Genomic DNA, 26,413 nt, shown 5'->3' with positions numbered 1-26,413 from the left:
CGAAGGCTCGCATTGCTAAGGCCTCGCGCTACGTTTAAAGATGGCGCTAAGCACCTTCCGCTCGAGCATCCCGTGCCTAATGCATACATCCGCGGCTGTCTCCATGAGCTGGCCGTCTAGACATCGCGCGCTCATGCTAGGCACCTTTAGCTTTCGAGAAGCGGACGATCTGATGGATTTAAGCCAAGGCCAGTTCGCCAAATCGCTCGGAGACACATCATCAAGTGTCACTTCAGGCCTGGACCGGCTTCGCGCACGACGCCATCCTGGTGCGGAGTGTCGGAAGAATAATGACCTTCCGGTCGTCCGTCCCGAACGACCGTGCTCGAGGAGCCGCGAAACAACATCAAAACCGACTCGCGTTGTGGCCTTTCGGCCGCGACGGGATCCCGCCGGGCCTGCGCCTCCGCCACAAGGCCCTTGAGGGTCTGGTCCACCAGCGCAACAAAGCGCGGTGGGCCAGAAGCCAGGACGAGGCCTTCTCCCGGAGCCGGTTTCACGATAAAGCGCTCATCGGAGATGTTGAGCGCATCGAGCGCGGTCTTGAACGCATCGAAGCTGATCGGGTTCAACACAATCAGCCGGCTTTGCGCCTCGTGGGCAGCGGAGACGTAAAGGACGAGCCCGTCGTAGTACCATTGAAGATTGTAGAGGGCTGTCAAACGATCGAGGAACTCTCGCGGCGGAAGGTCCGGCATTCGTCCGCGAATCCTGCCCCTTACCTCGGCGCTGACATTGACCCTGATATTGAGATTGTTGCCGAACTCCTGAAGCGCCGCAGAAAGATCCTGATCGAGAACGGTGTAGCTATAAGGGGTCGAGGGTAGTGAAAGTGATGCGCCAAACGCCCGCATTATTCCGAGATAGACGAAAACCCCGACATATAGAGCTCTCTTCAAAATTTGCACCATCTTAGATCGCATGAGCATTCCCAGACGCCTTCCACTCAGAATAACACTGGAGTTTCATTCCAACTTGGAAGTCAAACGTGATCTTTAGATGACGCAATCAGCGGCATCTTCGTCAGGTTTTCGTCAGCTCGCTAATCTATGACCTTGATCCGCTTATCGGTCAAAACGCCTGGTCACATCACGCGAGAACAATGACTCCTTCCATGATGTTAGGCGCAACGCCGATCTCTTCCAATGCAGTTGGCTGTCTTCCCAATGTCTGCTCGCCGGCAGCTCCTGGCGAGCAGGCGCACTTTGAGCAGGCTCTCGCGCAAGCAGCTTCCAGTCAAGCAGCTGCCTCCCCGGTCGCGGACAAGCCGGTGGTCGCTCCGCCGGTAACGGAGGTCCAGCGCGCGAACACGTTGGCAAGTCCGCCGGGCGACCGCGTCCTTCACACCCTTTCCAGCCTGTACCATGGCCATGCCGTTCCTCCGGCTGTCGGAGGCGTGCCGACTGCTGTGAGCGGTCTGCAGCCTGGACCGGCTACCCAGCCGCTCTTGCAGTCGGACGACGGCGGCGCACATGCGACGGTTAAGCCGGTTGGAGCGGAGTTCGATTCGATGATGGTCAATCTGCGGGACGTCTACAGAGACGTCATTCAGGTTTCGCTCGTGTCCAAGGGTACCAGTGCCGTCAGCTCGTCGCTAAACAAGCTGCTGTCGGCAGGCTGAGTGAGGTTGATGAGTGGCGTGATGCAGAGGGGTAGCGGCGGCGGTCGTCAATCGTGGCGGCGACTTCGCATGTGTTTTGCTCTGCCCCTTCTGCTTCCGCTGATCGGCTGCAAGGCTGATCTCTACACCAAAATTCAGGAGCGCGAGGCTAATGAGATGCTTGCGCTTCTCCTTGGTAAGGGTGTTGATGCCGTTCGTGTTGTCGCTAAGGACGGAACCAGTACAATCCAGGTTGAGGAAAAGCAGCTTGCCTATTCGATTGACCTGCTCAATATCGAGGGGCTGCCGCGCCAATCCTTCAAGAATCTTGGCGAAGTGTTCAAAGGATCGGGCCTCGTTGCCTCGCCGATCGAGGAGCGGGCCCGATATGTTTATGCTCTAAGCGAAGAATTGTCGCGCACGATCAGCGATATAGACGGCGTCCTTTCAGCTCGTGTCCATGTCGTTCTTCCGAAGAACGATTTGCTGCGCCAAGATGCGACCCCGTCCTCTGCGTCGGTTTTCATCCGACATGGCTCCAGCGCGAAGCTATCTACGCTGCTACCGCAAATTAAGATGCTTGTCGCAAACAGCATTGAAGGTTTGTCCTACGACAAGGTCGCGGTCGTCTTCGTGCCGGTTGAGCGGGCAACGCTCGAGCAGTCGGCCGGGCCGGCGGCCGCTGCGGCTCAAACAGCCAAATCTGGTTCAATGCCGTTGCTTGCACTCGGTGTGGGGGGCGCCGGCGCCGCATTCGGCATCGTATCTTACGTGTTGCTGGGCACCCGTCTTCGTCGGCCCGGACAATCATCGCGCAAATGGACCATTTTCGGTGCACGTTCGAGTGCGCCCGCTGTGCAGGCTGCCCGCAAAAAGATGATTTCTGATGCGACATAGTCAGGACGCTCATGTCGACATCGATATCATCAACCGAACCCAATCGTTCGTTCACGCTGGCTGCCGATCGGCTGCGCGAGCTCGTGGCCTCGATCGATCCGAGCCGTTTCGCTGAGCGTCTTGATCCGCTGCTGTCGCCTCCCACATTGGTCAGGCTACAGCGGAGTGCCAGGCTGCAGCCAAGACTGGCCGAGCTGCTGCTTGGCAGCGAAGTGGATCTGAGCGGCGCCGGCTGGAATGAGGACCCTCTGCTCGGGCACGATCCGCGTCGGGCTGCGCTGCTCGCGGGCAGCATCTGGCATGCACGCTCCGTCCTCAAGCTGGTATCCCGGCACGATCTGTCGATATTAATCGAAATGATCGGTGCTGAAGCGCATGCTTTCGGGGTCCGGCATTTATCCAATGCGGTCGCAACGGCCCCCATTGTCGATCCTGAGCAATTGTCGCGACAGATCGAATGCGACGGGCATGCTTGTCTCGGCGCCTGGCTCGAAAAGGCTTCATCACTTGACCGTATCCGCGTGCTTCTACGCCTGCCGATTGGGACCGCTGCGGAGAATCCGGGTGCTGAACACCGTAGCGCGGCCGGCCCGCTGTTTTCCCTGGTAACGGCCCATTTGGGGACGGAGGCCGCCAGGGCATGACAGCCGATGCCCCAGAATTCCCCGTGGCACCACAGATTCGGCCCCTCGGGCCGTTGATCTCGGCAGCCGAGCTCAAGATCTGGCACGATGCCGTAGAGGCACGGGCTGCTGCCGAGCGGCATCTGCAGCGGGTTCGCGGTTGGGCACGCCAGGCTTATGAGCGGGAACGAGCGCGGGGCCGCGCCGAGGGCGCAAAGGCAGGCGCAGGAGAGATGGCGCGACTGATAGCGCAGGCTGCTTGTGAACTCGCGCAGCGAAAGGCTGTTCTGGAGCGGGAATTGCCGCAGCTGGTGCTTGAGATCGTGCGCGATTTGCTTGGCGCGTTTGATCCGGGCGAGATGCTGGTGCGGGGCGTTCGTCACGCCATTGAGCAGAAATACAAGAACACGGAAGTGTGCCTTCACGTATCCCCTCTGAAGGCCGATCTGCTCGCAAGTGAGTTCAGGGGCTATGACGGACTGGAAGGGCGGCCCAAGGTCAGGATTGAGCCCGATCCGGCGCTGACGGCGGACCAGTGCGTCTTGTGGAGCGAGTTTGGCAATGTCGATCTCGGACTTGGCGCGCAGCTCCGCGCCCTACGGCTCGGGTTAGGTTTGCCTTCGCACGGAGGTGAATCGTGACCATGCAACAACCGACCCATGAAGCCGCCGCCGGAGAAGGAACTGTTCACGCCGCGCTCTCATCCTTGAGATCTTCTGCGAAGCATATCGATACGCGCGCCGTCCGCGGTCGGATCACGCGGGCAATCGGCACGCTGCTGCATGCTGTCTTGCCCGAGGCCCGCGTTGGAGAACTATGCCTGTTGCAGGATCCCCGCACTGGGTGGTCGCTCGAGGCCGAGGTGATCGGCCTGTTGCCCGACGGGGTGTTACTCACACCGATCGGTGACATGGTCGGGCTGTCCAACCGTGCGGAGGTGATCACAACCGGACGAATGCAGGAAGTGGCGGTCGGCCCCGATTTGCTCGGCCGAGTGGTCGACAGCTTTGGGCGTCCGCTCGATGGCAAAGGTCTGATAAAGGCGGGGGAAGCCCGCCCTCTGCGGGGTAAGGCACCCAATCCGATGAAACGGCGCGGCATCGAACAGCCTTTTCCGCTCGGCGTCCGTGTCCTCGATGGCCTTCTGACGTGTGGAGAAGGTCAGCGAATCGGAATCTATGGTGATGCCGGTTGCGGCAAGTCGACGCTGATGTCGCAGATCGTAAAAGGCGCGTCGGCCGACGTCACCGTCGTTGCGCTGATCGGCGAACGTGGACGAGAGGTGCGAGAATTCATCGAACGTCAGCTTGGAGAGGCCCTCGCCCGTTCCGTAGTCGTGGTTGAGACCTCTGACCGTTCGGCGATGGAGCGGGCGCAATGCGCTTATATGGCGACGGCACTCGCCGAATATTTCCGTGACCAGGGACTGCGCGTCGTTCTGATGATGGATTCTTTGACGCGCTTTAGCCGCGCCATGCGTGAAATCGGCCTTGCCGCAGGAGAACCGCCGACCCGGCGCGGCTTTCCGCCCTCCGTGTTTGCGCTGTTGCCTGGCTTGTTGGAGCGCGCCGGCATGGGCGAGCATGGCTCCATTACGGCGTTCTATACAGTGCTTGTCGAAGGTGACGGCACGGGCGATCCAATTGCGGAAGAATCACGAGGCATCCTCGATGGCCATATTATTCTCTCGCGCGCGCTGGCCTCTCGAGAGCATTTTCCAGCCATCGATGTGCTGTCGAGCCGAAGCCGCGTCATGGATGCAATCGTATCTGTGCCGCATCGTAAAGCGGCATCCTTCTTTCGTGATCTGCTCTCGCGCTACGCTGAGGCCGAGTTCTTGATCAAGGTCGGCGAATATAAGCAAGGCTCTGATCCGCTAACCGACCGGGCGATTGCCTCCATCGAGGATCTGCGAGCATTTTTGCGCCAGGGTCAGGACGAGGCATGCAGCTTTGAGGAGACGATCGCATGGATATCACGTCTGACCGCCTGAATCCCGTTCACGCGTCGAAATTGCGACTCGTCAAGGACATGCGGGAGCGGAGCGCCCTCCGTGAGTTGTCCAACATGGAAGCCAAGCGCCGCATTGCGGTTCAAGCCGTCGAACAAGCTTGCGAGCATCTTGCAAATGCCGAAAGACGGCGCGCAAGGGTCGAAGCGGAGCTTTATCGGGAGATGTTATGGGCCGATGCGATTTCAGTCCCCGAACTGGAGCGTCGCCATCATCTCATCATCGGCCGGCTCACAGACGAGATCGCAGCGGCGCAGCGGAGCCTTGGTAAGGCTCGTGCTGCTCAAGAGCAGGCCGAGGCTGCGGCTGTTGAGGCGCGCAGCCTTTGGACCAAACGTTCGGCCGCGAGCCAGAAATGGCATGAGATCGAGCGCGACGTTCGGCGCATCACCAATGCGCATTTCGAGGCCGCGGCTGAAAGCGAAGCCGATGATGAGGTCCTGCTCCGCTACCGGCGAAGCCCATCCGGGCAAATGGGAGGCGAGCCGACATGATGGCCGATTTTCCTGTACTGGAGCCTGGGTGCTGCAATGTGGAAGTAGAGCCTGCGACATACAGATCGGGTGGCCCCACACCCTTTATACCGGCGCTGACCCTCTCTCGTGCTGTGGCCTCGTGGCTCAATGAGATCGCAGCTTTGCGCACACCTCTGCAAAGCCGTCTCGGCGAGAAGCCGCTATCGATCGTTGTAAGCCGGCTTGTCTGGCAGGCGGAGCTGGCTCCGGCATCGATGCTCGACTGCGTCTTCGAAGCAGACGGTGAAACCCTCATCCTGTCCTTGCCCGGGCCGCTTGCCGAAGCGCTGATTGAGACCGTGCAGGACGGCCTTACCTTACCTTCTGAGCCGGCGCGTTCGCTGATCCTGGAACTTGCGCTTGAACCCTTGCTTGCTCCGCTGGAAAGAATGACGCAGCGGAATCTGCAGCTTGTTCGCACTGATGAAGCGCCCAGTGCGAGACCTTATCTTGAATTTGACGTCGTCTATGGTCAGCTCGCCAGCAAGGCTCGCCTGCTTCTATTCTCGCCTCTTGACGTTCAGGTTCCGTCGGCGTTCCGCGCCCTCGGCGAGTTGCTTGGCCGATTGCCGCGACAGACGCCCAGGCTGCTTTCTGACCTCCCGGTCATCGTTGCAGGCCATATCGGTTCGCTCCGCGTCACGATCGGCGTTGTTCGCCAAGCACGGCAAGGCGACGCGCTGCTCCCGGACGCAATTCCCCTCGCTAGAGGCCAGATCATTCTCACGGCAGACCGATTGTGGGCTCCTGCAGAGATTGGCGGCGATAGGCTCGTGCTGCGGGGACCATTCCGCTTGCGATCCCACCCCTTGAAAAGTGAAGATGTGATGACACAAAGCCAGACGCAGCAGCCCCCCTCAGAGGCCGATATCGACAGTCTCGAGATCACACTCGTATTCGAATGTGGCCGCTGGCCGATGCCGTTGGGAACCTTGCGAACCATCAACGAAGGCCACGTGTTCGAAATTGGCCGGCCGCTTGACGGCCCGGTCGATATCCTTGCCAACGGCCAACGTATCGGCCGCGGCGACATCGTGCGGATCGGCGAGGAACTGGCCGTCAGGTTACGCGGCAGGTTGGCGCTTAATGACTGAGATTCAACCCAGCATCCTTGCGCTTCTCGCGATAACCGTCGGCCTTGGCCTGCTGGCCTTTGCAGTCGTCACAACTACCGCCTTCATCAAGGTCTCGGTTGTTCTCTTCCTCGTGCGTAATGCGCTGGGGACCCAATCGATACCGCCGAACATCGTCCTTTACGGAGCGGCACTGATCCTGACCGTATTCATCAGCGCGCCGGTCTTTGAGCAGACCTACAATCGCCTTACCGACCCCCAACTTCGCTACCAAACCTTCGACGACTGGATGACGGCCGCCAAGGAGGGGCAGGAGCCGCTGCGAGCCCATCTTAAGAAGTTCACCAACGAAGAGCAGCGCCGCTTCTTCCTGTCGTCCACCGAACATGTCTGGTCGGAGGAGATGCGCGGCAGCGCCACGGCAGATGATTTTGTAATTCTTGTGCCGTCGTTCCTGATTTCCGAGCTCAAGCGTGGCTTCGAAATCGGCTTTCTTCTCTATCTTCCCTTTATCACGATCGATCTGATCGTCACGACGATCTTGATGGCCATGGGCATGTCGATGGTCTCTCCGACGGTGATATCTGTCCCGTTCAAGCTCTTTCTGTTCGTCACTATCGACGGCTGGTCACGGCTCATGCACGGGCTGGTGTTAAGCTACACGACGCCAGGAGGTTGACGATGAACGAAGCCAGCATCCTCACGTACTTAAGCCAATCGCTTGTCCTTTTCATGATCTGGATTCTGCCGCCGTTGCTCGCAGCTCTCATCTCAGGATTGATCATTGGCCTCATCCAGGCGGCAACCCAGCTCCAGGATCAAACCTTGCCGCTGACGGTCAAGCTTCTGGTCGTCGTCGCCGTGCTCGCCGCGTTTTCTCCCGTGCTCAGCGCTCCACTCATCGAACAAGCAGAGCGCATTTTCAGCGAATTTCCTGCACTCACCGCAAGATACTAGCAGAGCTTGGATGGCTGGCCTGTCACCCACAGATGCGCAAGCTGTTGTCCAGAGCGCGATCGAGCTCGTCGCCGCAACCGCTCTGAGCGCGTCCCGCGCCCTGGGCATCATGCTAGTGCTTCCCGTCTTTACCCGGCCGCGCATCAGCGGCCTGATTCGGGGAAGCTTGACGATTGCGATCGGCCTGCCATGCCTCGCGCAGGTGAAGCTCGGCCTGCAGGCACTGGACCCGAACACGCGTCTGGTCAGCGTCACCCTGCTTGGCCTAAAGGAGGTATTTGTCGGTCTTGTGCTCGGCATCCTGCTCAGTATTCCACTATGGAGTATCCAGGCAGTCGGCGACATCATCGATACCCAACGAGGAATTTCAAGCCAGATTGCGGGCGAGGATCCCGCGACGCACAGCCAAGCGTCCGGAACGGGGCTTTTTCTCGGCATTACGGCGGTTACGATCTTCGTTCTGGTCGGCGGCCTCCAGACGATGGTGAAGAGCCTTTATGGCAGCTATCTGGTCTGGCCCGTTTATCAGTTCCTGCCTGCAGTGACGTCGCAAGGGGCAATGGAATGTCTGGCCCTTCTCGATCATATCATGCTGACGACGCTGCTCGTCGCCGGGCCGGTTCTGGCCCTGCTGCTGCTGGTCGATATCTCGGTCATGATGCTCGGGCGTTTCGCATCTCAGCTCAAGATGAATGATCTCTCCCCGATGATCAAGAATGTCGCTTTTGGCATCATCATGGTCAGCTACACCGTCTATCTACTGGAATACGCGGAAGCTGAAATCTTGAACTCGAACAGCATGCTCGATTATCTGAAGAAGCTCTTGAAATGAGCGGTACGAGTGAGGAGAAAAAGCTTCCTCCGACGCCCAAGAAGCTGCGCGATGCGCGCAAGAAGGGGCAGAGCGCGCGCAGCTCCGATCTGGTGAGCGGCGTCAGCGCCTGTGCCGGTTTCGGCTGCCTGTGGTGGCGAGCGGGTGCCATAGAGGACAAGTGGCAAGAAACGGTCCGACTGGTCGATAAACTGCAAGAGCAGCCGTTCACCAGCGCGGTGCCACAAGCGCTCAGCGGCTTGCTAGAACTTTCGATCGCAACTGTCGCGCCGTTGCTCGCCGCTGCCGTGACAGCAGCTCTTCTAGCCAATGTCCTGGCCAATGGCGGTTTCATGTTTGCTTCGGAGCCGCTCAAGCCGAAGCTCGAGAAACTGGATCCCATCAAAGGCTTGAAACGGATCGCGTCGAAACGTTCAGCCATCGAACTTGGCAAGACGTTGGTTAAAGTCGCTTTGCTTGGTGCGATCTTCTTTCTCACCGTTTTCGCAAGTTGGAAGGCGCTGATATACCTGCCGGTCTGCGGCATGGGCTGTTTTGGCTTCGTCTTCAGCGAGGTTAAACTGCTGACCGGGATTGCAGCTGGAGCTTTTCTGGTCGGCGGATTGGCTGACCTTCTAATCCAGCGCTGGTTGTTTATGCAGGACATGCGCATGACGGAAACGGAGGCCAAGCGCGAGAACAAGGAACAGCAAGGCAATCCGCAGGTGAAACGTGAGCACCGGCGTCTCCGGCAAGAGTCGGCGAACGAGGCTCCACTCGGCGTCCATCGCGCCACGTTGATACTGAGGGGCCCGACAACGTTGATCGGGCTGCGCTATGTACGTGGCGAGACCGGCGTGCCGGTCTTGGTCTGCCGTGGCGAGGGGGACGCCGCTTCAATACTGCTTGGCGAGGCGCGCGCGCTGCGCCTCAACATTGTGGATGACGATGTCCTGGCGCGTCAGCTGCTCGGCAAAGCAAAGCTCGGCAACCCGGTTCCTTCGCAGTATTTCGAATCAGTCGCCAAAGCACTCTATGCCGCCGGGCTGGTCTAGATCGGCTTTGCCTGGGGCTGCGATAGCAAACCCGCGCTATCGAAGCGGCTGTACCTCCCTTGTTGTTGCCCCCGCGGCTTCCGGCTCTGCCTTCTTGCCCGCGCCATCTTCGCCGTTAGTCTTACTGCGCGGGGCAAAGGTCCCGTAGCTGGCAACAGGAATGGCGGCACGATCGCCATGACTCGTCATGATTGATCGATTGTCCAGCAAATCGAGCGGGTCGTTGACCATGGTTGCCAAATTGCTTCTGGTCGAACAACCAAGCGTCGGGTCAAACGAATTGTCGTTCACAGTAGGACCGACGATGGAAAGCGACGGACAGGGCGGAGTATGGGCTTCGAAGGTAATCGCCTCGATCCTCACCCGGGAACGGGTGGGCGGATCGAGTGGGGAAGTGGACAGGCGGATGTTATAGGGGGCAACACCCATGGCCCGGGCCTCGTGAGCCACCTGCGCGATGAGGGGCGGGGAGCCGGTGACATCGAGATGGAGTGCATCCCGCCGGCCCTGACTGGCAGTCGCAATGAAACTCCGCAGCCGATGCGTTTCGGGGCCACGAAGGCTTCGTAAAAACAAGATACTGCTGTTCTGCTCCACCTGAATCGCTTGTTCAGCCGGTCTGTAATGGACCGAAGCAGTATTTGCGCATCCGCCTAATGTTGCTGCAAGACCAATCAAATGGCACAGTTGTCGCAAAGTCATTTGACGATCCTCATTCGATAATAAAGCCGGCGCTGCCGGTCAATCCTGGTGCGCTGGCGCGAGGCGCATCGCGGTCTCGCGGCGGCCGGGCCACCGTGTTCGTTAAAATCCGCCCCGCGTCTGAGGGCGGTGAGATGCGGTCGCTTGGCGCACTCATCTTGTTCGGGTTCGATCCGGGCCGCACGATGTACGGCGTGACAATAATGACCAGCTCGGTTTCACGTTTTTGAAACGACGAGGAGCGAAAAAGCGCACCCAGGATCGGCACATCGCCGAGCCAGGGAAACTCGCCGATATCAGTGTTGAAGTTGCGCCTGATGAGGCCGCCGATTGCAAAGCTCTGACCGCTGGCGAGCTCGACCACGGTGCTCGCCCGCCGAGTCGAGAGGGCAGGGACCGCCATGCCGTTGATTTTGACTTCGCCTTCGCTCGACAATTCGCTGACTTCGGGCTTCACACGGACATTGATCTGATTATTGCTGAGAACCGTCGGAACGAACTCGAGGCTCACGCCGAATTGGCGAAATTGGACTGAAACCTGCCGGTTATCCTGCATCACCGGAATGGGGAATTCGCCGCCGGCGAGGAAGCTTGCGGCTTCGCCAGACATCGCCGTCAGATTCGGCTCAGCCAGGATTGAGGCGAGGTGCTCGCTCGCGAGGGCGTCGAGAACAGCGCTCAGGTTGGTATTGCCGGCGTTAAACCCGATCCCGATCGTGCCGCCGCCGCCGGCCGCGCCGGACCCGCCGCCTTTGCCGGTGACAAGGAACGCGCCGTTTGGGCTCGAGGCGGTGAAGTTGATATTGAGATCCTTGACAGCGCTGCGGGAGACTTCTGCCACCCGTACGCTGAGATTCACCTGCAATGAGCCGGCGACCTGGATCTTGTTGACAACCAGCGCGCCCGCCCCAAGAAACTGCTCCGTGACCTTCCTGGCGGTCTCGACGACATCGGCATTGGGCGCCGTGCCGCTAAGGATCGCGCCGCGCGGAGTATAGCTGACTTGAATCGGATAGTCGCCGACCTCGGCCTTCAGCGCGGCCCGCAGATCCTCGATCGGTTGGGTGACGACAACACGCAGCTCGGCGAGAGCCTCTCCTTTGTCGTTCAGGGCGAACAGGCTCGTCCGTCCGGACTTTTTCCCAAACACGAAAATCGTGTTGTTCGACGGCGCCTGATAATCCGCAATCGCCGGGTCGGCAATAAAAATGCTTGCAGCCGGTCCGGTGAGATGAACTGTCTTGCCCTGTGAGGAGGTAAGGTTGAGCGTGCCGGTGGTGCTGCCAGGCGCCGCACGTGGCGGTTCTCCTTTGTCATCCCGCTTTGTCTGAGCTGTCACAGCCTGCGGAAATAGCAGAGCGACTGCGCACAGGACGTAGCAGAGGCGGGGAAATGCGGCATAGTGCGAGCCGCCGGCGACCATCGACGGCTCATCAGCGCCGGCGTCATTGTTAACGACGTTCAAGGGAGTGTTGCTTTCAAGTTCGATCGGCTAGGCAGCCGATGCTGCGCCAATGAGTTCAAGGGTGTAACCGACACCACGCGCGGTCTTGATCCTGAGCGTTGCGCCCGCCTGGCTCAAATGCGTGCGTAAGCGATAAATCCCGACTTCCAGCGCATTGGTCGAGACCTCGTCGTCAAATGCATACAAGCTATCTTCGAGCGATGCGCGCGGCACGGTGCGGCCGGCGCGGTTGAGCAGATGTTCAAGAATGCACACTTCGCGGCGCGCAATTCTCAGTATTCGACCGCCGACGGAGACTTGTCTCGCGATCGGATCGAAATGCAGATTCCCAAATGTCACCACCGGCGCCGTCATTTGCGTTGACCGTCGCAAAATAGCTCGCATGCGAGCAATGAGTTCGTCGATAGACATGGGCTTGGGCAGAAAATCATCCGCGCCTGCATTGAATATCGCAATCCGCCGGCTGAGATCATTGAGACTGCTCATCATCATGGCCGGCATTGACCGTCCCTCGCGCCGCAACTGCTTCAGCCAGTCCAATCCGTCTCCATCGGGCAAAGCCGATTCGAGCAGGATCATGTGATAGTTTGCGCAATCGAGCGCGGCCGCCGCCTCATCCAGCGTGCGTGTCACGTCGACGGCGAAGCCGCAATTTAAGAGCGCTTCCTTCGCGTTGCGGGCAAATTCCGCGTGATGATCAACCAGGAGAATTCGCATTTCATCGCCTCTCGTCCATCCACGCCAAGACCTGAGCGCGTCACGATTGCCCATGGGGCTCGATGGAACTGAGAGGCGGTTGCGTTGGCGTGAATTTGAACAGCCCGAAACGATAGGGCGGAACATGTTGACAGGCGACCAATATCTGCGGGTCGATCGTCATCGGATGGACCACGGACCGCCGCGGACTGCTTACGCCGTCGACGCCGCTCAACATGTCCCTCATGCCAGCACGAGATCTGATTTTGTTTAAAAGGCTGAAGGCCGCGGCAGCCCGCTGACGCGTCTGTGGGCCGATCGCAGCCGTTCTTGCATGCACTGAGCCGACACCTGCAGTGCAAATAGCGCCAGGCCGCGCAATCGAAACCAAAGCGGGAGAGACGATCGGATTTGTGGCGGAACAGGTGAGCGAAATCGACATTTGCAACTTTCCCAATTCGTCTTGGTCCGTGGTCAGTCTTGCTGGGCTGTTGAGCCGTCGTGTCGTGAAGTCACGACAATGCAAGCCTTTCCGCATTCGAAGACACGTCACGCGACGCATCTGGCCAATGGCTTCACAGGCCGAGACGCACGACAGAAACGATCAATGCCCCCCTCGGCTTGAAGAACACCCTCGCCCCCGCCAATTGTTTGCACGCAAGGCGTCAACCGTCCTGAAGTTCCATCGCGCCAGAGGTCCCCCTGTACGCCGCAGCCCAGCGAAAGCTGCGGACGATGGCCGCTTCGCGCTGCACGCTGTTGCCGTCGCGCATAGTTCCAGGTGGCTCCACCAGCACCGTTTCGTCTCACGGCGTGCGCAGCGCCAGAATGATCGGTTCTCGAATTCGAAGTTGGCGTGTGCCCGGAAAGGGAAGATAGCGACCGCCAGCGTTCTGCTCGCGCGCCGCATCTTGATTCGCTTCCGAGGGGATCGGCGCTGCGTTGTCCGATCTGCACATAGGCGATGTCGGACGCTGGCCCTGGAGAGGAGCAGTCCAGCAACGTGACCGGGCGGAGCGGCGGAGCATCGTGCTTTTGAGACGTTCGCAATTCTTGCTACCTGTTAGGAAGAGTTCACGCGAGCAGGTTCTGTGTCGCGGGGCTGTCTGAAATCCTACAATCTGACGCTAGGTGAGATTCAAGTGCCTTTGATTGCTGGTTGTAGCAATGCTCTCGAACTCAGCATTTTGAAGTGATGACGACACAGTCCGGACCAGACTATTGACCTGCGCGTAAGGCGCGTCCCTCTCGACAATGTCATGAGCATTTCGTCGGTCCAATTAAGGCATAGCTTGAGCCAACGCCGATGACAGTGTGAGAAGGCAGTTGTCTTTACTAGGACTTAAGGCGTGACGTCACGGTCGTCCGATCGACCTCATACGTGCCAATTCAGCAAGGAGACGGCAGCGAGCCGCGTGATGCTTCTATGTGACGCGCGGGAGCTAACTTCTGGGATGCAGACGCCCGAGCGCGCAAGCCGATTTGACCGGCAAGGGACTCAAAGAATAATCGATTGCCGCAGGACATTCTTGAATGCTGCCTCCATAGATCACGATCGACTATGGGGCTTTTAGGCAAGATCGGCAAAATCGATTGTTTTGATGGAACCCATCCAGGTAGCGAATAGGCCGTTGTGCGACGGCATGCCTTGGCGCTGAGCAATACTCCATTGACCTGATCCGTTGATGCGGTCGGACCCGAGCTCTTTTGATTGATCGCGCGATCGATGGCAGGTCGAGCTGCAAGGGATCGATGCTCCGCCTTAGTGGGTCACTCATCCGAACCTCCCGCCAAATGTGTCGGTGGCGATCGGATCGATGCGGGGCGAGGCCGCAGCGCTCCAATTAGGGCCGTGAAAGAGCGAGCAATGTGCGAGTATGTCCTCCAGAGCGTCGGGTACCTCTTAGGATGTGGGCGCGCCTTCGTCCCTTGCGGCAGGCCAACGGATGGGTTGATCTGAACTTTATTCGCGAAGCCATTGTCGTTCTTCGTGAAGCGGCGCCGCTGGGAAGACTGTTCCTTAGGGTGGTCGTCTTGGTGAACATCAAGGAACATGCGAGAACGGTACGGTCGCCAGTTGTCTAATCATTAGTCTCCAGTCTGCCGCTTGTAGAGATTCCCTTCGCTGGCCGTTCGGGAGCCGCCCGGGAACAAGCGCTCGGTCTCACGGGTCTGCCCAGCGAGCACATCAAATCCACATCCGCATCGATGTTGTCCTGATCCTCCACATTCATTCCAAGGCCAATACTGCTCAGTGCGTCGTTGTCGGGCGTCCAGGCCGCGGACTTCGGTACGGCGTAGGTATGCAGCGTGTTCCGTTGTTGGCGATCGCTCTCGCCCCGCGGTCACGCGAAACCGTGAGTTTTGAGGGGTCTTCGACCAACGACACGAATGGAGAAGCTGTTGTCTTACCACACATAGGCCATCCAGCCTGGCTCACACGTCCCTGGAATGTCGCTCCAGAGGATCTTCAATGGAAGAATGGTCCCGCGCCGTGTTACGGACATGCGATATCGCTCATGTGCTGGCTTCCGTGCTTGGTTCGCAATCGCCGTCCTGGTTCAGGAAACGATGCAGCTTGAGATATCCCGATGCCGCTACATTGTCGAAAATGCGGTCCCGCTCGACGCTTTCGTCCTTCGTTGCGGTTGCTGGCGCCCATCGTGCTGATTGCTGTTCGGCCAAGGCTGTCTCGTTCTTGAGCGCTTCAAGCGTCGCGCCCGTTTGCGTTGCGGCAAGATGGGCGCGCCGCTGACAAATGATGCGGCTGGATAGTGCTTGGTTTGCGGCACCGCCTCATTCGGCGCACTCGATGATGCGACAGCAGGATCCGATGTTTGGTGAATCGAATGCAGACCATGTACCTGGACTTCAAAGTCTGCTTGATCGGCCGGCAGCCGCACCGGTGAGCTGGCTTATACGCTCAGTTCGACTGCTTGACGATTTACCCGGCGCGGTGACTGTCAACCGAGGCCTCTGCGGCATTCCGTGGATCGATGTTCATCCGCCTCCCCTCGCAAAGTAGTTGTTGGTGACCAGTTCTTTGCAAAGACAGCTTTCGAGAAGCTGACGGGCGCGAAAATGCTGCTGTTGGTTTTAGATGAGGATTGGCGGATATACTGAGGCGCGTTCAGCCGGACTCAAAGCCGCAAGCTGGCGCTCCATTGCGCCATCTAACATGTATTTCGAGGGGTAAGCTCAGCTGCCCTGATTGCACGGACTTTTTACCGCAGCGCGATGTTCGTGCCAGCCTATGTCCGCACCTGTCGTTCAGCCGGCAGATGCCGGCGCCGTCTTGTGGTTTCTAATGGCTCTGCTCGATGAATCATTTCGCTTGATGACCCCCGCGAGGAGGCGACTTCAGCAAACCTGACCTACGATGTTGTGACGTCAGGAATAGTCGTCACAACCACTTGCATCTGATTGCGACTGATTGTCTTGTTCGAAGTGCGACGACGCTAGGTCGCGAACCTTTTCCGCATCCCCTATCCCGGAGCCGCCACTGCTGACCTCCGTCGTGCTTCGCGCGAGCGAGCCTTCGCGGCTCGGCGCGAGATCTCCAGGACAAGCGCTATCGCCGAATCTCGGGCCTTTGAGAGGTACCTCCTTCAGCTCGGGGTCGATTAAGTTGACGACGCCCGACGGTCTCCTGTAGTCCAAGAGGCCACAGATGCTCGGACCTCAGTGCTAACCATGTTCGTCTCGTTCTTCCCCCGACCCAAGCTGTTCTTTCTCTCGGCGATCGTTTGGACCGCACTGGCAATGCTGGTCTGGCATGGCTTAGCCAGCAATCTATTCGAAGCGCCGCAAAGATCGGTCGGGTTGGCGACGTTCACGTCGGCGCCGGCTCTCTGGTTCGACCTCTATTTCGCCGCATGCTCGGCGATATTTGCGGCTGGCTGGATGTTGGTTGCGCCGCATCCCTGGGCGAGGTGGTCGATTCTTGGCTCCGCGCTGATACTGTTCACCTCCTACTTTCAGGTCCAGGTCAGCGTCGCCATCAACAGCTGGTATGGGCCCTTCTATGACCTTGTCCAGGCCGCGCTTTCGAAATCGGCGCAAGTGACGGTGCAGCAGTTCTACAGCGAGTTGTCGACTTTTGCCGGCATTGCTCTTGTTGCGGTCGTGGTCGGTGTGATGACGCGTTTCTTCGTCAGTCACTACATCTTCCGCTGGCGGACGGCGATGAACGATTTCTATATTGCAAGCTGGCCGCGGCTGCGCGCCATCGAAGGCGCCTCGCAACGCGTACAGGAAGACACCATGCGCTTTGCGAGCACCATGGAAGGTCTCGGCGTCAACCTCATCAGTGCCTTGCTCACGCTCCTGGCTTTCCTGCCTGTTTTGGTGAGGCTATCCAGCAATATCACAGAACTACCTCTGATCGGTTCAATTCCCTATCCGCTGGTGTTTGCAGCAGTGATCTGGTCGGTGCTCGGCACCGGCGTTCTCGCGTTGATCGGAATCCGCTTGCCGAGAATCGAGTTTTTCAACCAGCGGGTGGAAGCAGCCTATCGCAAGGAACTAGTGCTCGGCGAGGACGACCCCGCTCGCGCCGACCCGCCGGGATTGAGCATGCTGTTTGGCGACATTCGCAGGAACTATTTCCGGCTTTATCTGAACTTCATGTACTTTAACGTAGGCCGCATCGTTTACCTGCAGACCGACACCATTTTCCCCTATGTCTTGCTCGCACCCACGATCATTGCGGGCAAGATTACGCTTGGCGCGATGAACCAGATTTTGAATGCGTTCGCGCAGGTCAGAACCTCGTTTCAGTATCTTATCAACTCATGGAGCACCATTGTCGAACTGATTTCGATTTATCAGCGGCTGCGGGGCTTTGAGTCCAAGCTCCAAGGCGAGCCGCCGCCCTCGATCGAGACAGAGACGGAGCCATTGTCGTCGGGATGATGCCTGCATTCCAAGGCCCCTGCTCTGGATGTGACGACCCCGGATCATGTCTTTCATTTCGCCGGCTTCCGCGCCAGGCATAGAACTCCAATTCCCACAGTGTCGGGTCGGAGGAGGCGCGCTTGATTGCTCTTGCGCTGGCCTCCGTCCGCCGCACAAACTGGACGTGCAGTTTTCCCGTATCCAGCTTTCAGGAACGGGCTCTTGCGGCTGAAGCGAAGGGATCAGTGAGACCAGCCCGACCAGCTTGAATTCCTGTGCAGCCGTGCGGTCGGATATTCATTCCAGGCTGCGTTCCGCCACGGCTTGCGCGGCGCGACAAGAGCCTTCGGATGATCCAGCCATCCAGCTGATGGAAGGTATCCCTCCATTGAGGGTCGCCTTCCCCCCTAGGTGGACCCGACCAGCGCGCGGAGCTGGGCTAACCGAGTTCGAACACTCCCTAACTGTGAGGTCGGCGATCCACACGTGTCGAATTGCAAGTCCTCGATTGCGTGCCCGCAAGGACTCGCGGCTCTTGCTCTCCTGCAAACGAGCTCGGAATTTTCGCTGGGCGATAGCCTTGCGATCATGGTGCGGTCCCTGACAACGAGACTGTCTTTGTCAGGTTCAAAGCATTCGCGTCAATTACGATTTCATGAAGCCTATTCAGCCCCTTACTTGCGACTGATGCGGCTGGCACGGTCGTTGCTATCGAAAATGGGGTAACACCGAGTAAGGGCTGAGTGCAGCCCTAGATGAACGATCATTTTCCGCCCGCAAGCGGTGGGGCCATTCTGAAAAATAAGCAAGACCTTGAAACGTTCGCATTCGGTTTGATGGAGAGCGATGTGGATTTGCCTATATGAGCCGACGACACAAATCGCGCCTTCTGGACATATCTCACTGTCAGACGACCGTTGCCTTGTCAGCGTTGCTGGCCTGGTCAACAATCGCAGCGAGCGGCACCGGGAGGGGGCATGACTAGAATTCGGCTGACGTGCTCAAGCGTGCCGGCTGCGGGAGGCCACCGACACAATAGGCGCCTCTCGACGCATCGTGTCGCCATTTCGCAGACGAATACGCCACAAATCGCATAGCGTACGTCCAAGATAACAGGCCCCCTTTAATCCGGGTAATACGGAATTGTCGACATGCCGCAAACGATCGGCGCTGATAGCGAGTGCACCGCGAATGAAGGGGCAGAGCACTGGTCAGAGACGAAAAACAACCTTTCATCAGATGGCGAGTTTGTTCGGTACTGGAGCCGAGCTGCTGATCGGTTGCGCGCGGTGGCCGCTGTCGGCAGGCGAACTGAGGAGGCGATCAGAAAGACTGGGATTGGTTTGCAGCTATCGTCCGAGAACTTTAACGGTCACGACCTGTCAGATTTCCCGTTGCGACGCTGTACCCTCAATCGTGCGCAGCTCTATGGAGCAAAGTTGGATCGGGCAGACCTTTCTGGGGCGAACCTTGTCTGTCCGGGGCTAGAGAGAGCAAGTTTCCTCGGGACCAAGCTCGATTTTGCGTATATGCACGCGATTGCAGCGCAGGTTTGCAACTTCGATGACGCCAGTCTGCGCAATGTAATTGATGCAACCGGCAGTCTGTTCCACGGTTGCAGCATGAAAAGGACACGCTTTGACAACGCGATGCTCAGCGGGCTCCTCGTTTACCAGTGCGACGCGAGCGATGCTGTATTTGATGGCGCGGAATTACAGGGTTCGACCATCAATGAATGCTTCCTTCCATCCGCCTCCTTTCGCTTTGCCAAGCTGAGCCAAGTCACGATCACGAAGGCGCATCTGGCGGCTTGCTCGTTCTTCCAGTCAAAGGGGGACTGTTTATCGATCGTGCGTCCCACCTCGGTCGACGGTCTTGTCCTGGAAGGCGCTCATCTTCCGTATCTGAGGCTCTCAAAGGTGAGCGGCCGCGTTACGGCGAGAGCCCTCTGCGCTCCATTCGCTGACCTTCACTTGTCAAATCTTTCAAGTGCGGAGCTGGAGCAGGCGGACTTGACGGAGGCGCGGCTTCTGTCCGTAAGCTTGTCCGACGCGAACCTCGTCGGTGCTGTGTTGAACGGTGCATCCATTCATTCCTGTCAGCTCGATGGAGCGGACCTATCTCGGGCGTCAGGCGAAAACATTTCGATAACAGAGAGCACAATGCGAGCCGCCAAATTCACGGGCTTTCGTGGTCGCTGTGCCTTTGTGCGCGACTGCGATCTTGAGCATGCAGACCTATCCCAGGCTTACCTTTACAGGTCAATGATTACCGGTGATCCGCCGCAATCGATGGCATTGGATCACGCAAATCTCGAAGGATCCAATCTCGTTCAGGCATATCTCGCCGCCGGAATAGCCGACAGCAACCTGGAGGCAGCGCGCGTCGCATACGTTCGCATGAACCAATCGTCCTTGCGCGACGCGAACCTGAGTGGGATATCGCCATTCCAGGCCAGCTTCGTAAAGGTCGACTTTTCGGGCGCTAAGATAACGACATTCGAGCCACCGTTTTTTGCAGACCGATGTCCGGGACTGCAGGCCGCTTTGAATAGTGATCAGCCGCGCGAGCCATCAAGCTATCTGGACGAATTCTCATCGTTGATCAGACGTGGTCGAGAAGGGTCAACCTGACGGCTTAGGAAACCGCAAAATTGAAGGGGCTACAGTGTCCGCGAGCTTAGAATAGGTTGGTGCGGTAGTCCGAGCTGTGAGCGGGCGTTAAAGCTCCTTGGCGGCTCGCTGACGTGCGCGGTCAATACGACACGCGGGGCGGACCTTCTGCGATTCGACCGATCAGAGCACTCTTTCGGCTTTCGAAGAAACTGGAGTAAGAAAATGCATCTGGCATGTCTTTCCGCAGGCAAAGCTTTCATCCGGGAGGTGGCGAGAACAGGTCAGACTATTGGGACGGTACACACTCTAGGCGCCCTGCATCTTGGGCACGCAGAACTGATCAGGAGAGCGGCATCGGAGAATGACGTCGCGATTGTCACGGTCTACCCGAACAAGAGCCAGCTCAAACCAGGTGGGAGCTACGATTTCAATTTGGACGATGATATTGGGCTTGCCCTACGTGCGGGAGCAACTGCCGTGATTTCCTCGAACGATACCGAAATGTTCCCGCCTGGCTATCTAACGTTTGTATCGCAAGGCGATTATCATTTGCGTTTAGATGGGCCTGAGGAGTACTTGAAGGAAGCCGTTACCGGGGCAATCCGCTGGATCTGTTATGCGCGACCAACTCGCAGCTACTTCGGCCTCAAGGATATCGGTCAGGCGATCCTGGTGAAGCGCGCCGTCGCAGACCTCCTTCTCGATTGCGAGATACGGTTTGTGCCGACCGTGAGATACAAGAACGGCGTGCCAGTTTCGTCGCGCTTGAGGCAATTTAGCCGCTCCGAGCTTGATGAGCTGTCGTGTCTCTTCACGGCACTCAACCATTCGAGGAAAGAGATCGCCCAAGGAGCGTCGAGCGTCAAGGATCTAGTAGCGTCGGCTACATCTCAAATTGAGTTCCGACAGTTTAAACTCGATTTTGTTCGAATTGTTGGTGCTGAAAGCTTCGAAGACCTGGAGCAGGTCAAGCTTCCTTTTATAATTGTTGGAGCGGCAATGGCGCATGGTCTAAGGGTCTTCGATAGTATCTACGTTCCAGATCAGGATACACTCCTGAATGGTCCTCCGGATGTCTGGATAGATCTGCCTGAACAGTCCTAGCCAGACGATTATGCATAGCGTGATTTCGACAGCAGTCGCCACTCCGGCCGTGCCTGAACTTATGACTGTGCATTTCGGCTCGACGCTGCCTCCAGCGTAGAACCATCGTCCAACTGCGGTGATAGCTCTCACCGATCCGCTGAGTAGATCGACTTGGAAAGTCAATTCGATCCTTACTGCCCGACATAGTAGGGAGGAGCTAGCTGCACTTTGAGATAGTCTGGTCGAGCGGCCGGTCGCAGCCCCACGCCACGGCAGCTCGAAACGGTGAATCGCGATCCTGGATCCGTAAGCTCTCAAGAGCAAAATCTACAGAGACGATCATGAAAAGGCGATTGGAAGATTATAGAGCTGACGACGACTGTATTATCCCGCTGAGCAATCTGGATGTAAGCGAGGCCAAGCGCTTTCAAGACGACAGCATATGGGGTTGCTTCGAGCGGTTGCGAAGGGAAGATCCCGTTCACTACTGTCAAGACAGCCCTCATGGTCCATATTGGTCCCTGACGAAATACCGGGATATAGTAGCGGTAGACACAAACCACAAAGCATTCTCGTCAGAGCAAGGTGTCACTATTGTCGACGTGCCTGACAAGCACTGGATCCAGAGTTTCATCAAGATGGGGCCTCCCCAGCACGCCGAACAGCGCAATACCGTGAGTCCGATAGTCGAGCCGGAAAGCCTGACGAAGCTCGAAAGCTTGATCCGCTCTCGGGTCAGGGCGATTCTAGCCGGCCTGCCGCGCAATGATGCCTTCAATTGGGTGGACATGGTCTCCATAGAGTTGACGACGCAAATGCTCGCCACGCTGTTCGACTTCCCATTTGAGGATCGGCGACTCCTGACCTATTGGTCAGACGTAGCTGTTGCAGTTCCGAAAGCAGGCCATGCGATCGATACCTGGGACAAGCGAAGCAAAATCTTGTCAGAGTGCCTCGACTATTTCACCAGACTTTGGAACGAGCGCATCAATGCCGAGCCGCGCCTCGACCTGATTTCCTTGATGGCGCACTCGCCCGCCACACGCCATATGGAGCCGAGTGAGTTTCTCGGGAATCTGATTCTGCTGATCGTTGGGGGGAATGACACCACGCGCAACTCGATTACCGGCGGCCTCCTGTTCATGAGTCAGTACCCCTCCGAACTGCGAAAACTAACCGTCAATCCAAAGCTGGTCTCGAGCGCCGTGTCCGAGATTATTCGATACCAGACGCCGATCGCACATATGCGCCGCACCGCCGCTACCGATAGCATCGTAGGCGGGAAACAGATCAGTAAGGGCGACAAGGTCGTTATGTGGTACATCTCCGGCAACCGGGACGAAGAGATCATTAAGAGCGCCAACAGCTTCATCATCGACCGCAAGAATGTGCGGCAGCATCTCGCGTTCGGATTCGGCATCCATCGCTGTCTTGGTCGACATCTTGCGGAACTTCAGTTGAGAGTCCTCTGGGAAGAGATGCTGGATGCGGGACTGGAGGTCAAGGTTGTCGGCGAACCCGAGCGAATTGCGTCCAACTTCGTGCACGGCTATTCCGCTCTCCCCGTACGGATTGCAGCCTAGGCCCTTATCGCTCCGGTCTGGCAGCGGACACGCGGTGGGGTTTGGCTCGTAGTGAGTCGATCGTTAATAAGCCGAATTGGGCTGAACTGGACAGTTGAGCGTTGGCCAGAGTGAGAGCAGGAAGAGGGACAAAAGGTCTCTGAGCCAAGCCAGGACACGGCGGAGGTTGTGGCCAACGGCCGAGAGGAGAACGTTAGCGGCATCTCCGGCGCGGCCTTTGAGATAGCAGCGGCCAAGGTGACCTTCGTTCTTCATGTGTCCGATGATGGGCTCGATGGCGGAACGGCGGCGTAGCTCGCGCTTGATGACGCCGAAGACGCCGCGCTTCTGGCCCGAGATGAAGACGCGGCGGGGATTTTGTGTGTCGTGGCCGCGATATCCCTTGTCGACATAGGCCCGTTCGATCGGGCAGCCGGTGAGGCTCTCGGTGCGCTCGATGACGTCGCGAAGGGTGTGACCGTCGTAGGGGTTGTCCGGCAGCGAGCAGGCGTGGAGCACGAATAAGCCGCCAGGAGCTCTTTGGTTGTTGGTGACGATGGATGCCTTCACGCCGAACTCATAGGGCGCGGCGGCCTTGCCCTTGCCGATGCACTCGACCTCCGGAGCATGGAAGGAATACAGCTTGAAGCCGCGCTGGCGCTGCTGCTGCGAGCGGATCTGGGTGGCTCGGCTCAGCGGCAGGGCGAATGCCTCCTCCAGTGCGGGCTGGCCCTCGGTCTTGCGGCGAATGTCGCGGATGATCCGGCCCAGCCGGCTGCGCAGAAGGCGCAGCTGTCGCTGATGCCGGTTGAATTGTTTGGCATGAGCGTAGCGGCCCGCCATCATTGCCGCGCTTTTGGCCACGCGAATATAGGATTGCCGGAGCCTGACCCCGTGCTTCCTCGCCAGGCGGTTCAACCCGCGGATCGCTGCATGCAGCAGCTTGGCGTCGGTCGGAAAGCTGATGGCCTTCGGTTGGACGGTCGTGTCGACCGTGACCCGCTTGAGGTCCTGGCTGCGCAACGCACCGCTCGCGTGCGCCACCCGAAGGCTCTCGGCCAACAACCGCTCCAGCTTGTCGCCGAGCCGCTTGCGCCAGTGGCTCAGGTCTGAGCGCTCATGCGGGAAAACGTGCTGGAAAAACTCTTCGCCTGTGAAGAACTGGAAGTACGGATCGTGGACCCAGCGCTCGCACACCCCCTCATCGGACAGGCCGTAGATGTGCTTGAGCAGCAGCAATCCGATCATGAATCGGGTCGCGATACCCGGCCTGCCGTTGTCGCTGTAGAGCGGCGCGATCTCGCCGTCGATCCAGTTCCAATCGACCCTGCCGGCGAGCAGAACCAGCTCGTGTCGCATGTTGATGATCTGGTCCAGCCGGGACCGGAACAGATCGTTCGAGCCTGTCGTCCTGTGCTTCTTTGGTCGCATCGGTGCCTCCGATGCAGCATAGAATCACGGTTCGCAGCGGCAGGGAAATCCAAAATCGAAATTGCAGGGTTTTGGGCTGTGAAGCCTCAATCCCCTGCAATCTCAAATGCCGTCGCAACCGGAAAACAGACTCCCAATCAAGTGCTTGGAGGCTTGTTCACGGACAACTAGTGAACCATCTCCGCTTCTGCAAGCAGCGAAGATGGTTTGATCGACGCGAAACAATTGCTGCATCTCAGGATCTAGTCATCAACAGGGCGGATGTTTGAAGTGTCCGTGAGGAGCGATAGTGTAGCGCGCGGACAACTTGCAGCGGCATCAACCAACTTGAAGAATGCAATGTCTACGAAATCCAAAGTCGTGAAGCCCAGTCATGACGCCTTTGTCGTCACCGGTGAGGTGAGAGCGCCTCCTGGACTAAGATCGGCGCGGTCTGGTGATGGCAGCAAGGGCGTCAAGGTGGCTCCGATCGCCCTGCTTGTCAGCGGAAGGCTCGTTACCCGCGAGCGAAAAGAAACCAACGACTCTGAGTCCGATGCGGTGTCACGTGTGCTTGCGGGGACACTCGTCCCTTCCAAGGCTTTTGATTGTTCGGGGGCTGCAGGTCCATCCGGACCGGAAAGCATTCTTTGGTAGACAGAGCCGGCTCCACAAATTTGGACAGGACGATAAGTGGAATTTCTGCCTGACAGCGGCGATAATCGCCGTGAACAGGAGAAACCATGAGCAGACGACCGCGCCGGAACCACTCACCGGCCTTCAAGGCGAAGGTGGCGCTGGCCGCCGTCAAGGGCGATCGCACGATAGCCCAGTTGGCGGAGCATTTCGACGTTCATCCCAATCAGATTACGGCCTGGAAATCCCAGCTTGAGGGCGGCGCCTCCGATATTTTCGGACCGGGAGGCGGGACACCGGCCACGCCCGCGGTCGATGTGAAGTCGCTGCACGCCAAGATCGGAGAGCTGACGCTGGACACAGGGGGCGCGCAGCGTCGCGCATAGTTTTTTAGAAGGCGCGCTCACCAAGGCGGGATGGCTGAGCGCAAAGCGATGATCGATTGTGAACACGATCTACCGATCACCAAGCAAGCAGAGATTTTGAAGGTCAGCCGCAGCAGCGTGTACTATCTGCCGCGTCCAGTCTCTTCAGCCGACCTCGAGATCATGCAGCGTCTCGATCGGCTGCATCTGGAGTATCCCTTCGCCGGTTCGCGTATGTTGCGAGGCCTGCTGGCTTTGCAGGGGTGCAAGATCGGCCGCCGGCATGTGAAGACGCTCATGCGGCGGATGGGGATAGAGGCGCTCTATCGCCGCCCGCGCACCACCAAGCCCGAGCCCAGTCACAAGATCTATCCGTATCTGCTGCGCGGCATCGAGATCACGCGGCCGAACCAGGTCTGGGCCATGGACATCACCTACATTCCAATGGCGCACGGCTTCGTTTATCTCGCCGTGGTGCTGGACTGGGCGACACGCCGTGTTCTGTCGTGGCGGCTGTCGATCACGATGGAGGCGGCCTTCTGCGTCGGGACGTTGGAGGATGCTCTCGCTCGTCATGGCAGGCCGGAAATCTTCAACACCGACCAGGGTTCGCAGTTCACGGGCGCGGCGTTCACCAGTCTGCTTGCCAGCTACGGCATCGCCATCAGCATGGATGGCAAGGGGGCATGGCGGGACAACGTGTTCGTCGAACGGCTGTGGCGCAGCGTCAAATACGAGGAGGTCTATCTGCGAGCCTATGAAAACGTCAGCGAGGCCCGTAACTCGATCGGCCGGTATTTCGACCTCTACAATCGCCGTCGCCCACATTCGAGCCTTGACGACCGCACCCCGGATCAAGCCTACTTCGATCTTCCTCCGCTCCGCGCGGCGGCCTAACCCCGGCAGACGCTCCACTTATCGACGCGGAAGTTTTGTTCAGACAACCGGGACCAGTTCAGACAATGCTCCAGGCAACGTGATTGCCATGAAGCTGCGCTTCACAGATGGGCTATGCCATGAGCAGTTCCGCCTTCCTCTGGGACTCCAAGGTCGTCGCCGGCAGTAACCTTCAGCTTTTGGGTGTGTCTGTCGTTACCGTCTGAAGTTTGATTGTCACATCGAGTTTCCAACATCCAAACACAGAGCCGCGCCCAGCACCCGCGTAGTATTTGACCCTACGTTCAGTGAGCAGGGATCGTGGTCGGCTGAGAAAAACTAGACCAGATTATCTGCGAAAATGTCATCCAGCAACAGGACAAGACCACAAGCTGCCCCAGCGCTGCGAGAAGTGGTGATCGCGCACCAAACCACGAATGATCAGAGATAGCCTTTTCACGTGCAAGGCGTTTTTGGTTGAGTTTGGCAGATGCCAATCACCCGTCGCATTTGCACCTCCTGCCTGACACATGTCGGGAACTGCGGGCGACACGGCAACTAC

21 protein-coding genes and 2 pseudogenes are annotated in these 26,413 nt (G+C 58.4%); 17 read left to right on the top strand and 6 right to left on the bottom strand.

The features are described from left to right. Positions 1-227: 227 nt before the first annotated feature. A complete protein-coding gene (locus ACVWW6_RS02300) occupies positions 228-911 on the bottom strand; it encodes a secretin N-terminal domain-containing protein (RefSeq protein ID WP_245570205.1) in 684 nt (227 codons plus the stop codon). 191 nt (positions 912-1,102) lie between these two features. Here ACVWW6_RS02300 and ACVWW6_RS02295 point away from each other — a divergent pair, with 191 nt between their 5' ends. The 11 genes from ACVWW6_RS02295 to ACVWW6_RS02245 are packed head-to-tail and all read left to right on the top strand — an operon-like array spanning position 1,103 to position 9,542. Next, positions 1,103-1,621, top strand: coding sequence for a nodulation protein NolB (locus tag ACVWW6_RS02295; RefSeq protein ID WP_456680074.1), 519 nt, complete (start codon positions 1,103-1,105; stop codon positions 1,619-1,621). A 9-nt stretch (positions 1,622-1,630) separates the two neighbouring features. After that, on the top strand, positions 1,631-2,497 hold the full coding sequence (sctJ, locus tag ACVWW6_RS02290; RefSeq protein WP_097669638.1) for a type III secretion system inner membrane ring lipoprotein SctJ: 867 nt from the start codon (positions 1,631-1,633) through the stop codon (positions 2,495-2,497). An 11-nt stretch (positions 2,498-2,508) separates the two neighbouring features. Continuing rightward, on the top strand, positions 2,509-3,141 hold the full coding sequence (locus ACVWW6_RS02285; RefSeq protein WP_097669617.1) for a nodulation protein NolU: 633 nt from the start codon (positions 2,509-2,511) through the stop codon (positions 3,139-3,141). After that, complete coding sequence (gene sctL, locus ACVWW6_RS02280) at positions 3,138-3,761, top strand: type III secretion system stator protein SctL (protein WP_097669618.1); 624 nt, start codon at positions 3,138-3,140, stop codon at positions 3,759-3,761. The genes ACVWW6_RS02285 and sctL overlap by 4 nt, the downstream gene beginning before the upstream one ends. A gap of 2 nt (positions 3,762-3,763) precedes the next feature. After that, positions 3,764-5,113 carry a type III secretion system ATPase SctN gene (gene sctN, locus ACVWW6_RS02275; protein WP_430649845.1) on the top strand — a complete coding sequence of 450 codons (1,350 nt, stop codon included), beginning with the start codon at positions 3,764-3,766 and terminating at the stop codon, positions 5,111-5,113. Further along, on the top strand, positions 5,089-5,625 hold the full coding sequence (locus ACVWW6_RS02270) for a hypothetical protein (RefSeq protein WP_456680073.1): 537 nt from the start codon (positions 5,089-5,091) through the stop codon (positions 5,623-5,625). The genes sctN and ACVWW6_RS02270 overlap by 25 nt, the downstream gene beginning before the upstream one ends. Further along, positions 5,622-6,740 (top strand): type III secretion system cytoplasmic ring protein SctQ, encoded by a 1,119-nt coding sequence (gene sctQ / locus ACVWW6_RS02265; RefSeq protein ID WP_271553285.1) that lies wholly within the window; start codon positions 5,622-5,624, stop codon positions 6,738-6,740. Before ACVWW6_RS02270 ends, sctQ begins: the two co-directional genes overlap by 4 nt. Beyond that, the gene (gene sctR / locus ACVWW6_RS02260) at positions 6,733-7,398 is read left to right on the top strand and encodes a type III secretion system export apparatus subunit SctR (protein WP_271567705.1); all 666 of its coding nucleotides are present in this window, start codon (positions 6,733-6,735) and stop codon (positions 7,396-7,398) included. The genes sctQ and sctR overlap by 8 nt, the downstream gene beginning before the upstream one ends. 2 nt (positions 7,399-7,400) lie before the next feature. Further along, complete coding sequence (locus ACVWW6_RS02255; protein WP_097669622.1) at positions 7,401-7,676, top strand: EscS/YscS/HrcS family type III secretion system export apparatus protein; 276 nt, start codon at positions 7,401-7,403, stop codon at positions 7,674-7,676. Positions 7,677-7,686: 10 nt separating this feature from the next. Beyond that, positions 7,687-8,508 (top strand): type III secretion system export apparatus subunit SctT, encoded by an 822-nt coding sequence (gene sctT, locus ACVWW6_RS02250; RefSeq protein ID WP_271567704.1) that lies wholly within the window; start codon positions 7,687-7,689, stop codon positions 8,506-8,508. Next, positions 8,505-9,542 (top strand): EscU/YscU/HrcU family type III secretion system export apparatus switch protein, encoded by a 1,038-nt coding sequence (locus ACVWW6_RS02245; RefSeq protein WP_456680072.1) that lies wholly within the window; start codon positions 8,505-8,507, stop codon positions 9,540-9,542. The genes sctT and ACVWW6_RS02245 overlap by 4 nt, the downstream gene beginning before the upstream one ends. Positions 9,543-9,578: 36 nt before the next feature. Here ACVWW6_RS02245 and ACVWW6_RS02240 read toward each other — a convergent pair whose 3' ends face one another. The 4 genes from ACVWW6_RS02240 to ACVWW6_RS02225 form a co-directional block, all read right to left on the bottom strand. Further along, the gene (locus tag ACVWW6_RS02240) at positions 9,579-10,244 is read right to left on the bottom strand and encodes a CpaD family pilus assembly lipoprotein (RefSeq protein WP_456680071.1); all 666 of its coding nucleotides are present in this window, start codon (positions 10,242-10,244) and stop codon (positions 9,579-9,581) included. Between the two features lie 10 nt (positions 10,245-10,254). Then, complete coding sequence (locus tag ACVWW6_RS02235) at positions 10,255-11,709, bottom strand: type II and III secretion system protein family protein (protein WP_161533291.1); 1,455 nt, start codon at positions 11,707-11,709, stop codon at positions 10,255-10,257. 27 nt (positions 11,710-11,736) lie between these two features. Continuing rightward, positions 11,737-12,426 (bottom strand): response regulator, encoded by a 690-nt coding sequence (locus tag ACVWW6_RS02230; RefSeq protein ID WP_097669627.1) that lies wholly within the window; start codon positions 12,424-12,426, stop codon positions 11,737-11,739. A gap of 2,496 nt (positions 12,427-14,922) precedes the next feature. Continuing rightward, positions 14,923-15,090, bottom strand: a complete 168-nt coding sequence (locus tag ACVWW6_RS02225; RefSeq protein ID WP_246740490.1) for a hypothetical protein — start codon at positions 15,088-15,090, stop codon at positions 14,923-14,925. Positions 15,091-15,867: 777 nt separating this feature from the next. Between ACVWW6_RS02225 and ACVWW6_RS02220 the strand changes: the two are divergent. The 5 genes and pseudogenes from ACVWW6_RS02220 to ACVWW6_RS02200 form a co-directional block, all read left to right on the top strand. Beyond that, positions 15,868-16,060 (top strand): annotated as a pseudogene (locus tag ACVWW6_RS02220) (hypothetical protein); the annotation flags it as partial. Positions 16,061-16,098: 38 nt separating this feature from the next. After that, positions 16,099-17,319 (top strand): peptide antibiotic transporter SbmA, encoded by a 1,221-nt coding sequence (sbmA, locus tag ACVWW6_RS02215; protein ID WP_456680070.1) that lies wholly within the window; start codon positions 16,099-16,101, stop codon positions 17,317-17,319. A gap of 1,133 nt (positions 17,320-18,452) precedes the next feature. After that, positions 18,453-19,934: a pentapeptide repeat-containing protein gene (locus ACVWW6_RS02210; protein ID WP_271567699.1), complete on the top strand. Its 1,482-nt coding sequence runs from the start codon at positions 18,453-18,455 to the stop codon at positions 19,932-19,934. 204 nt (positions 19,935-20,138) lie between these two features. Continuing rightward, on the top strand, positions 20,139-21,020 hold the full coding sequence (locus ACVWW6_RS02205; protein WP_097669630.1) for a pantoate--beta-alanine ligase: 882 nt from the start codon (positions 20,139-20,141) through the stop codon (positions 21,018-21,020). A 323-nt stretch (positions 21,021-21,343) separates the two neighbouring features. After that, a complete protein-coding gene (locus tag ACVWW6_RS02200) occupies positions 21,344-22,585 on the top strand; it encodes a cytochrome P450 (RefSeq protein WP_161533295.1) in 1,242 nt (413 codons plus the stop codon). Positions 22,586-22,648: 63 nt separating this feature from the next. Here the strand turns inward: ACVWW6_RS02200 and ACVWW6_RS02195 are convergent, their stop codons facing one another. Then, positions 22,649-23,995 (bottom strand): IS5 family transposase, encoded by a 1,347-nt coding sequence (locus ACVWW6_RS02195; protein WP_161536883.1) that lies wholly within the window; start codon positions 23,993-23,995, stop codon positions 22,649-22,651. A gap of 722 nt (positions 23,996-24,717) precedes the next feature. Here ACVWW6_RS02195 and ACVWW6_RS02190 point away from each other — a divergent pair. After that, positions 24,718-25,872 (top strand): annotated as a pseudogene (locus ACVWW6_RS02190) (IS3 family transposase). Positions 25,873-26,413 lie beyond the last annotated feature (541 nt).

The organism is Bradyrhizobium sp. USDA 3311 (assembly GCF_054062495.1).
This window is presented reverse-complemented; position numbering and strand designations above follow the sequence as displayed.

Excerpts from the sequence above, each read along its gene's own strand:
- ACVWW6_RS02300 (WP_245570205.1), bottom strand. The coding sequence starts at position 911 with ATGGTGCAAATTTTGAAGAGAGCTCTATATGTCGGGGTTTTCGTCTAT.
- ACVWW6_RS02295 (WP_456680074.1), top strand. The coding sequence starts at position 1,103 with ATGACTCCTTCCATGATGTTAGGCGCAACGCCGATCTCTTCCAATGCA.
- sctJ (WP_097669638.1), top strand. The coding sequence starts at position 1,631 with ATGAGTGGCGTGATGCAGAGGGGTAGCGGCGGCGGTCGTCAATCGTGG.
- ACVWW6_RS02285 (WP_097669617.1), top strand. The coding sequence starts at position 2,509 with ATGTCGACATCGATATCATCAACCGAACCCAATCGTTCGTTCACGCTG.
- sctL (WP_097669618.1), top strand. The coding sequence starts at position 3,138 with ATGACAGCCGATGCCCCAGAATTCCCCGTGGCACCACAGATTCGGCCC.
- sctN (WP_430649845.1), top strand. The coding sequence starts at position 3,764 with ATGCAACAACCGACCCATGAAGCCGCCGCCGGAGAAGGAACTGTTCAC.
- ACVWW6_RS02270 (WP_456680073.1), top strand. The coding sequence starts at position 5,089 with ATGGATATCACGTCTGACCGCCTGAATCCCGTTCACGCGTCGAAATTG.
- sctQ (WP_271553285.1), top strand. The coding sequence starts at position 5,622 with ATGATGGCCGATTTTCCTGTACTGGAGCCTGGGTGCTGCAATGTGGAA.
- sctR (WP_271567705.1), top strand. The coding sequence starts at position 6,733 with ATGACTGAGATTCAACCCAGCATCCTTGCGCTTCTCGCGATAACCGTC.
- ACVWW6_RS02255 (WP_097669622.1), top strand. The coding sequence starts at position 7,401 with ATGAACGAAGCCAGCATCCTCACGTACTTAAGCCAATCGCTTGTCCTT.
- sctT (WP_271567704.1), top strand. The coding sequence starts at position 7,687 with ATGGCTGGCCTGTCACCCACAGATGCGCAAGCTGTTGTCCAGAGCGCG.
- ACVWW6_RS02245 (WP_456680072.1), top strand. The coding sequence starts at position 8,505 with ATGAGCGGTACGAGTGAGGAGAAAAAGCTTCCTCCGACGCCCAAGAAG.
- ACVWW6_RS02240 (WP_456680071.1), bottom strand. The coding sequence starts at position 10,244 with ATGACTTTGCGACAACTGTGCCATTTGATTGGTCTTGCAGCAACATTA.
- ACVWW6_RS02230 (WP_097669627.1), bottom strand. The coding sequence starts at position 12,426 with ATGCGAATTCTCCTGGTTGATCATCACGCGGAATTTGCCCGCAACGCG.
- sbmA (WP_456680070.1), top strand. The coding sequence starts at position 16,099 with ATGTTCGTCTCGTTCTTCCCCCGACCCAAGCTGTTCTTTCTCTCGGCG.
- ACVWW6_RS02210 (WP_271567699.1), top strand. The coding sequence starts at position 18,453 with ATGCCGCAAACGATCGGCGCTGATAGCGAGTGCACCGCGAATGAAGGG.
- ACVWW6_RS02205 (WP_097669630.1), top strand. The coding sequence starts at position 20,139 with ATGCATCTGGCATGTCTTTCCGCAGGCAAAGCTTTCATCCGGGAGGTG.
- ACVWW6_RS02200 (WP_161533295.1), top strand. The coding sequence starts at position 21,344 with ATGAAAAGGCGATTGGAAGATTATAGAGCTGACGACGACTGTATTATC.
- ACVWW6_RS02195 (WP_161536883.1), bottom strand. The coding sequence starts at position 23,995 with ATGCGACCAAAGAAGCACAGGACGACAGGCTCGAACGATCTGTTCCGG.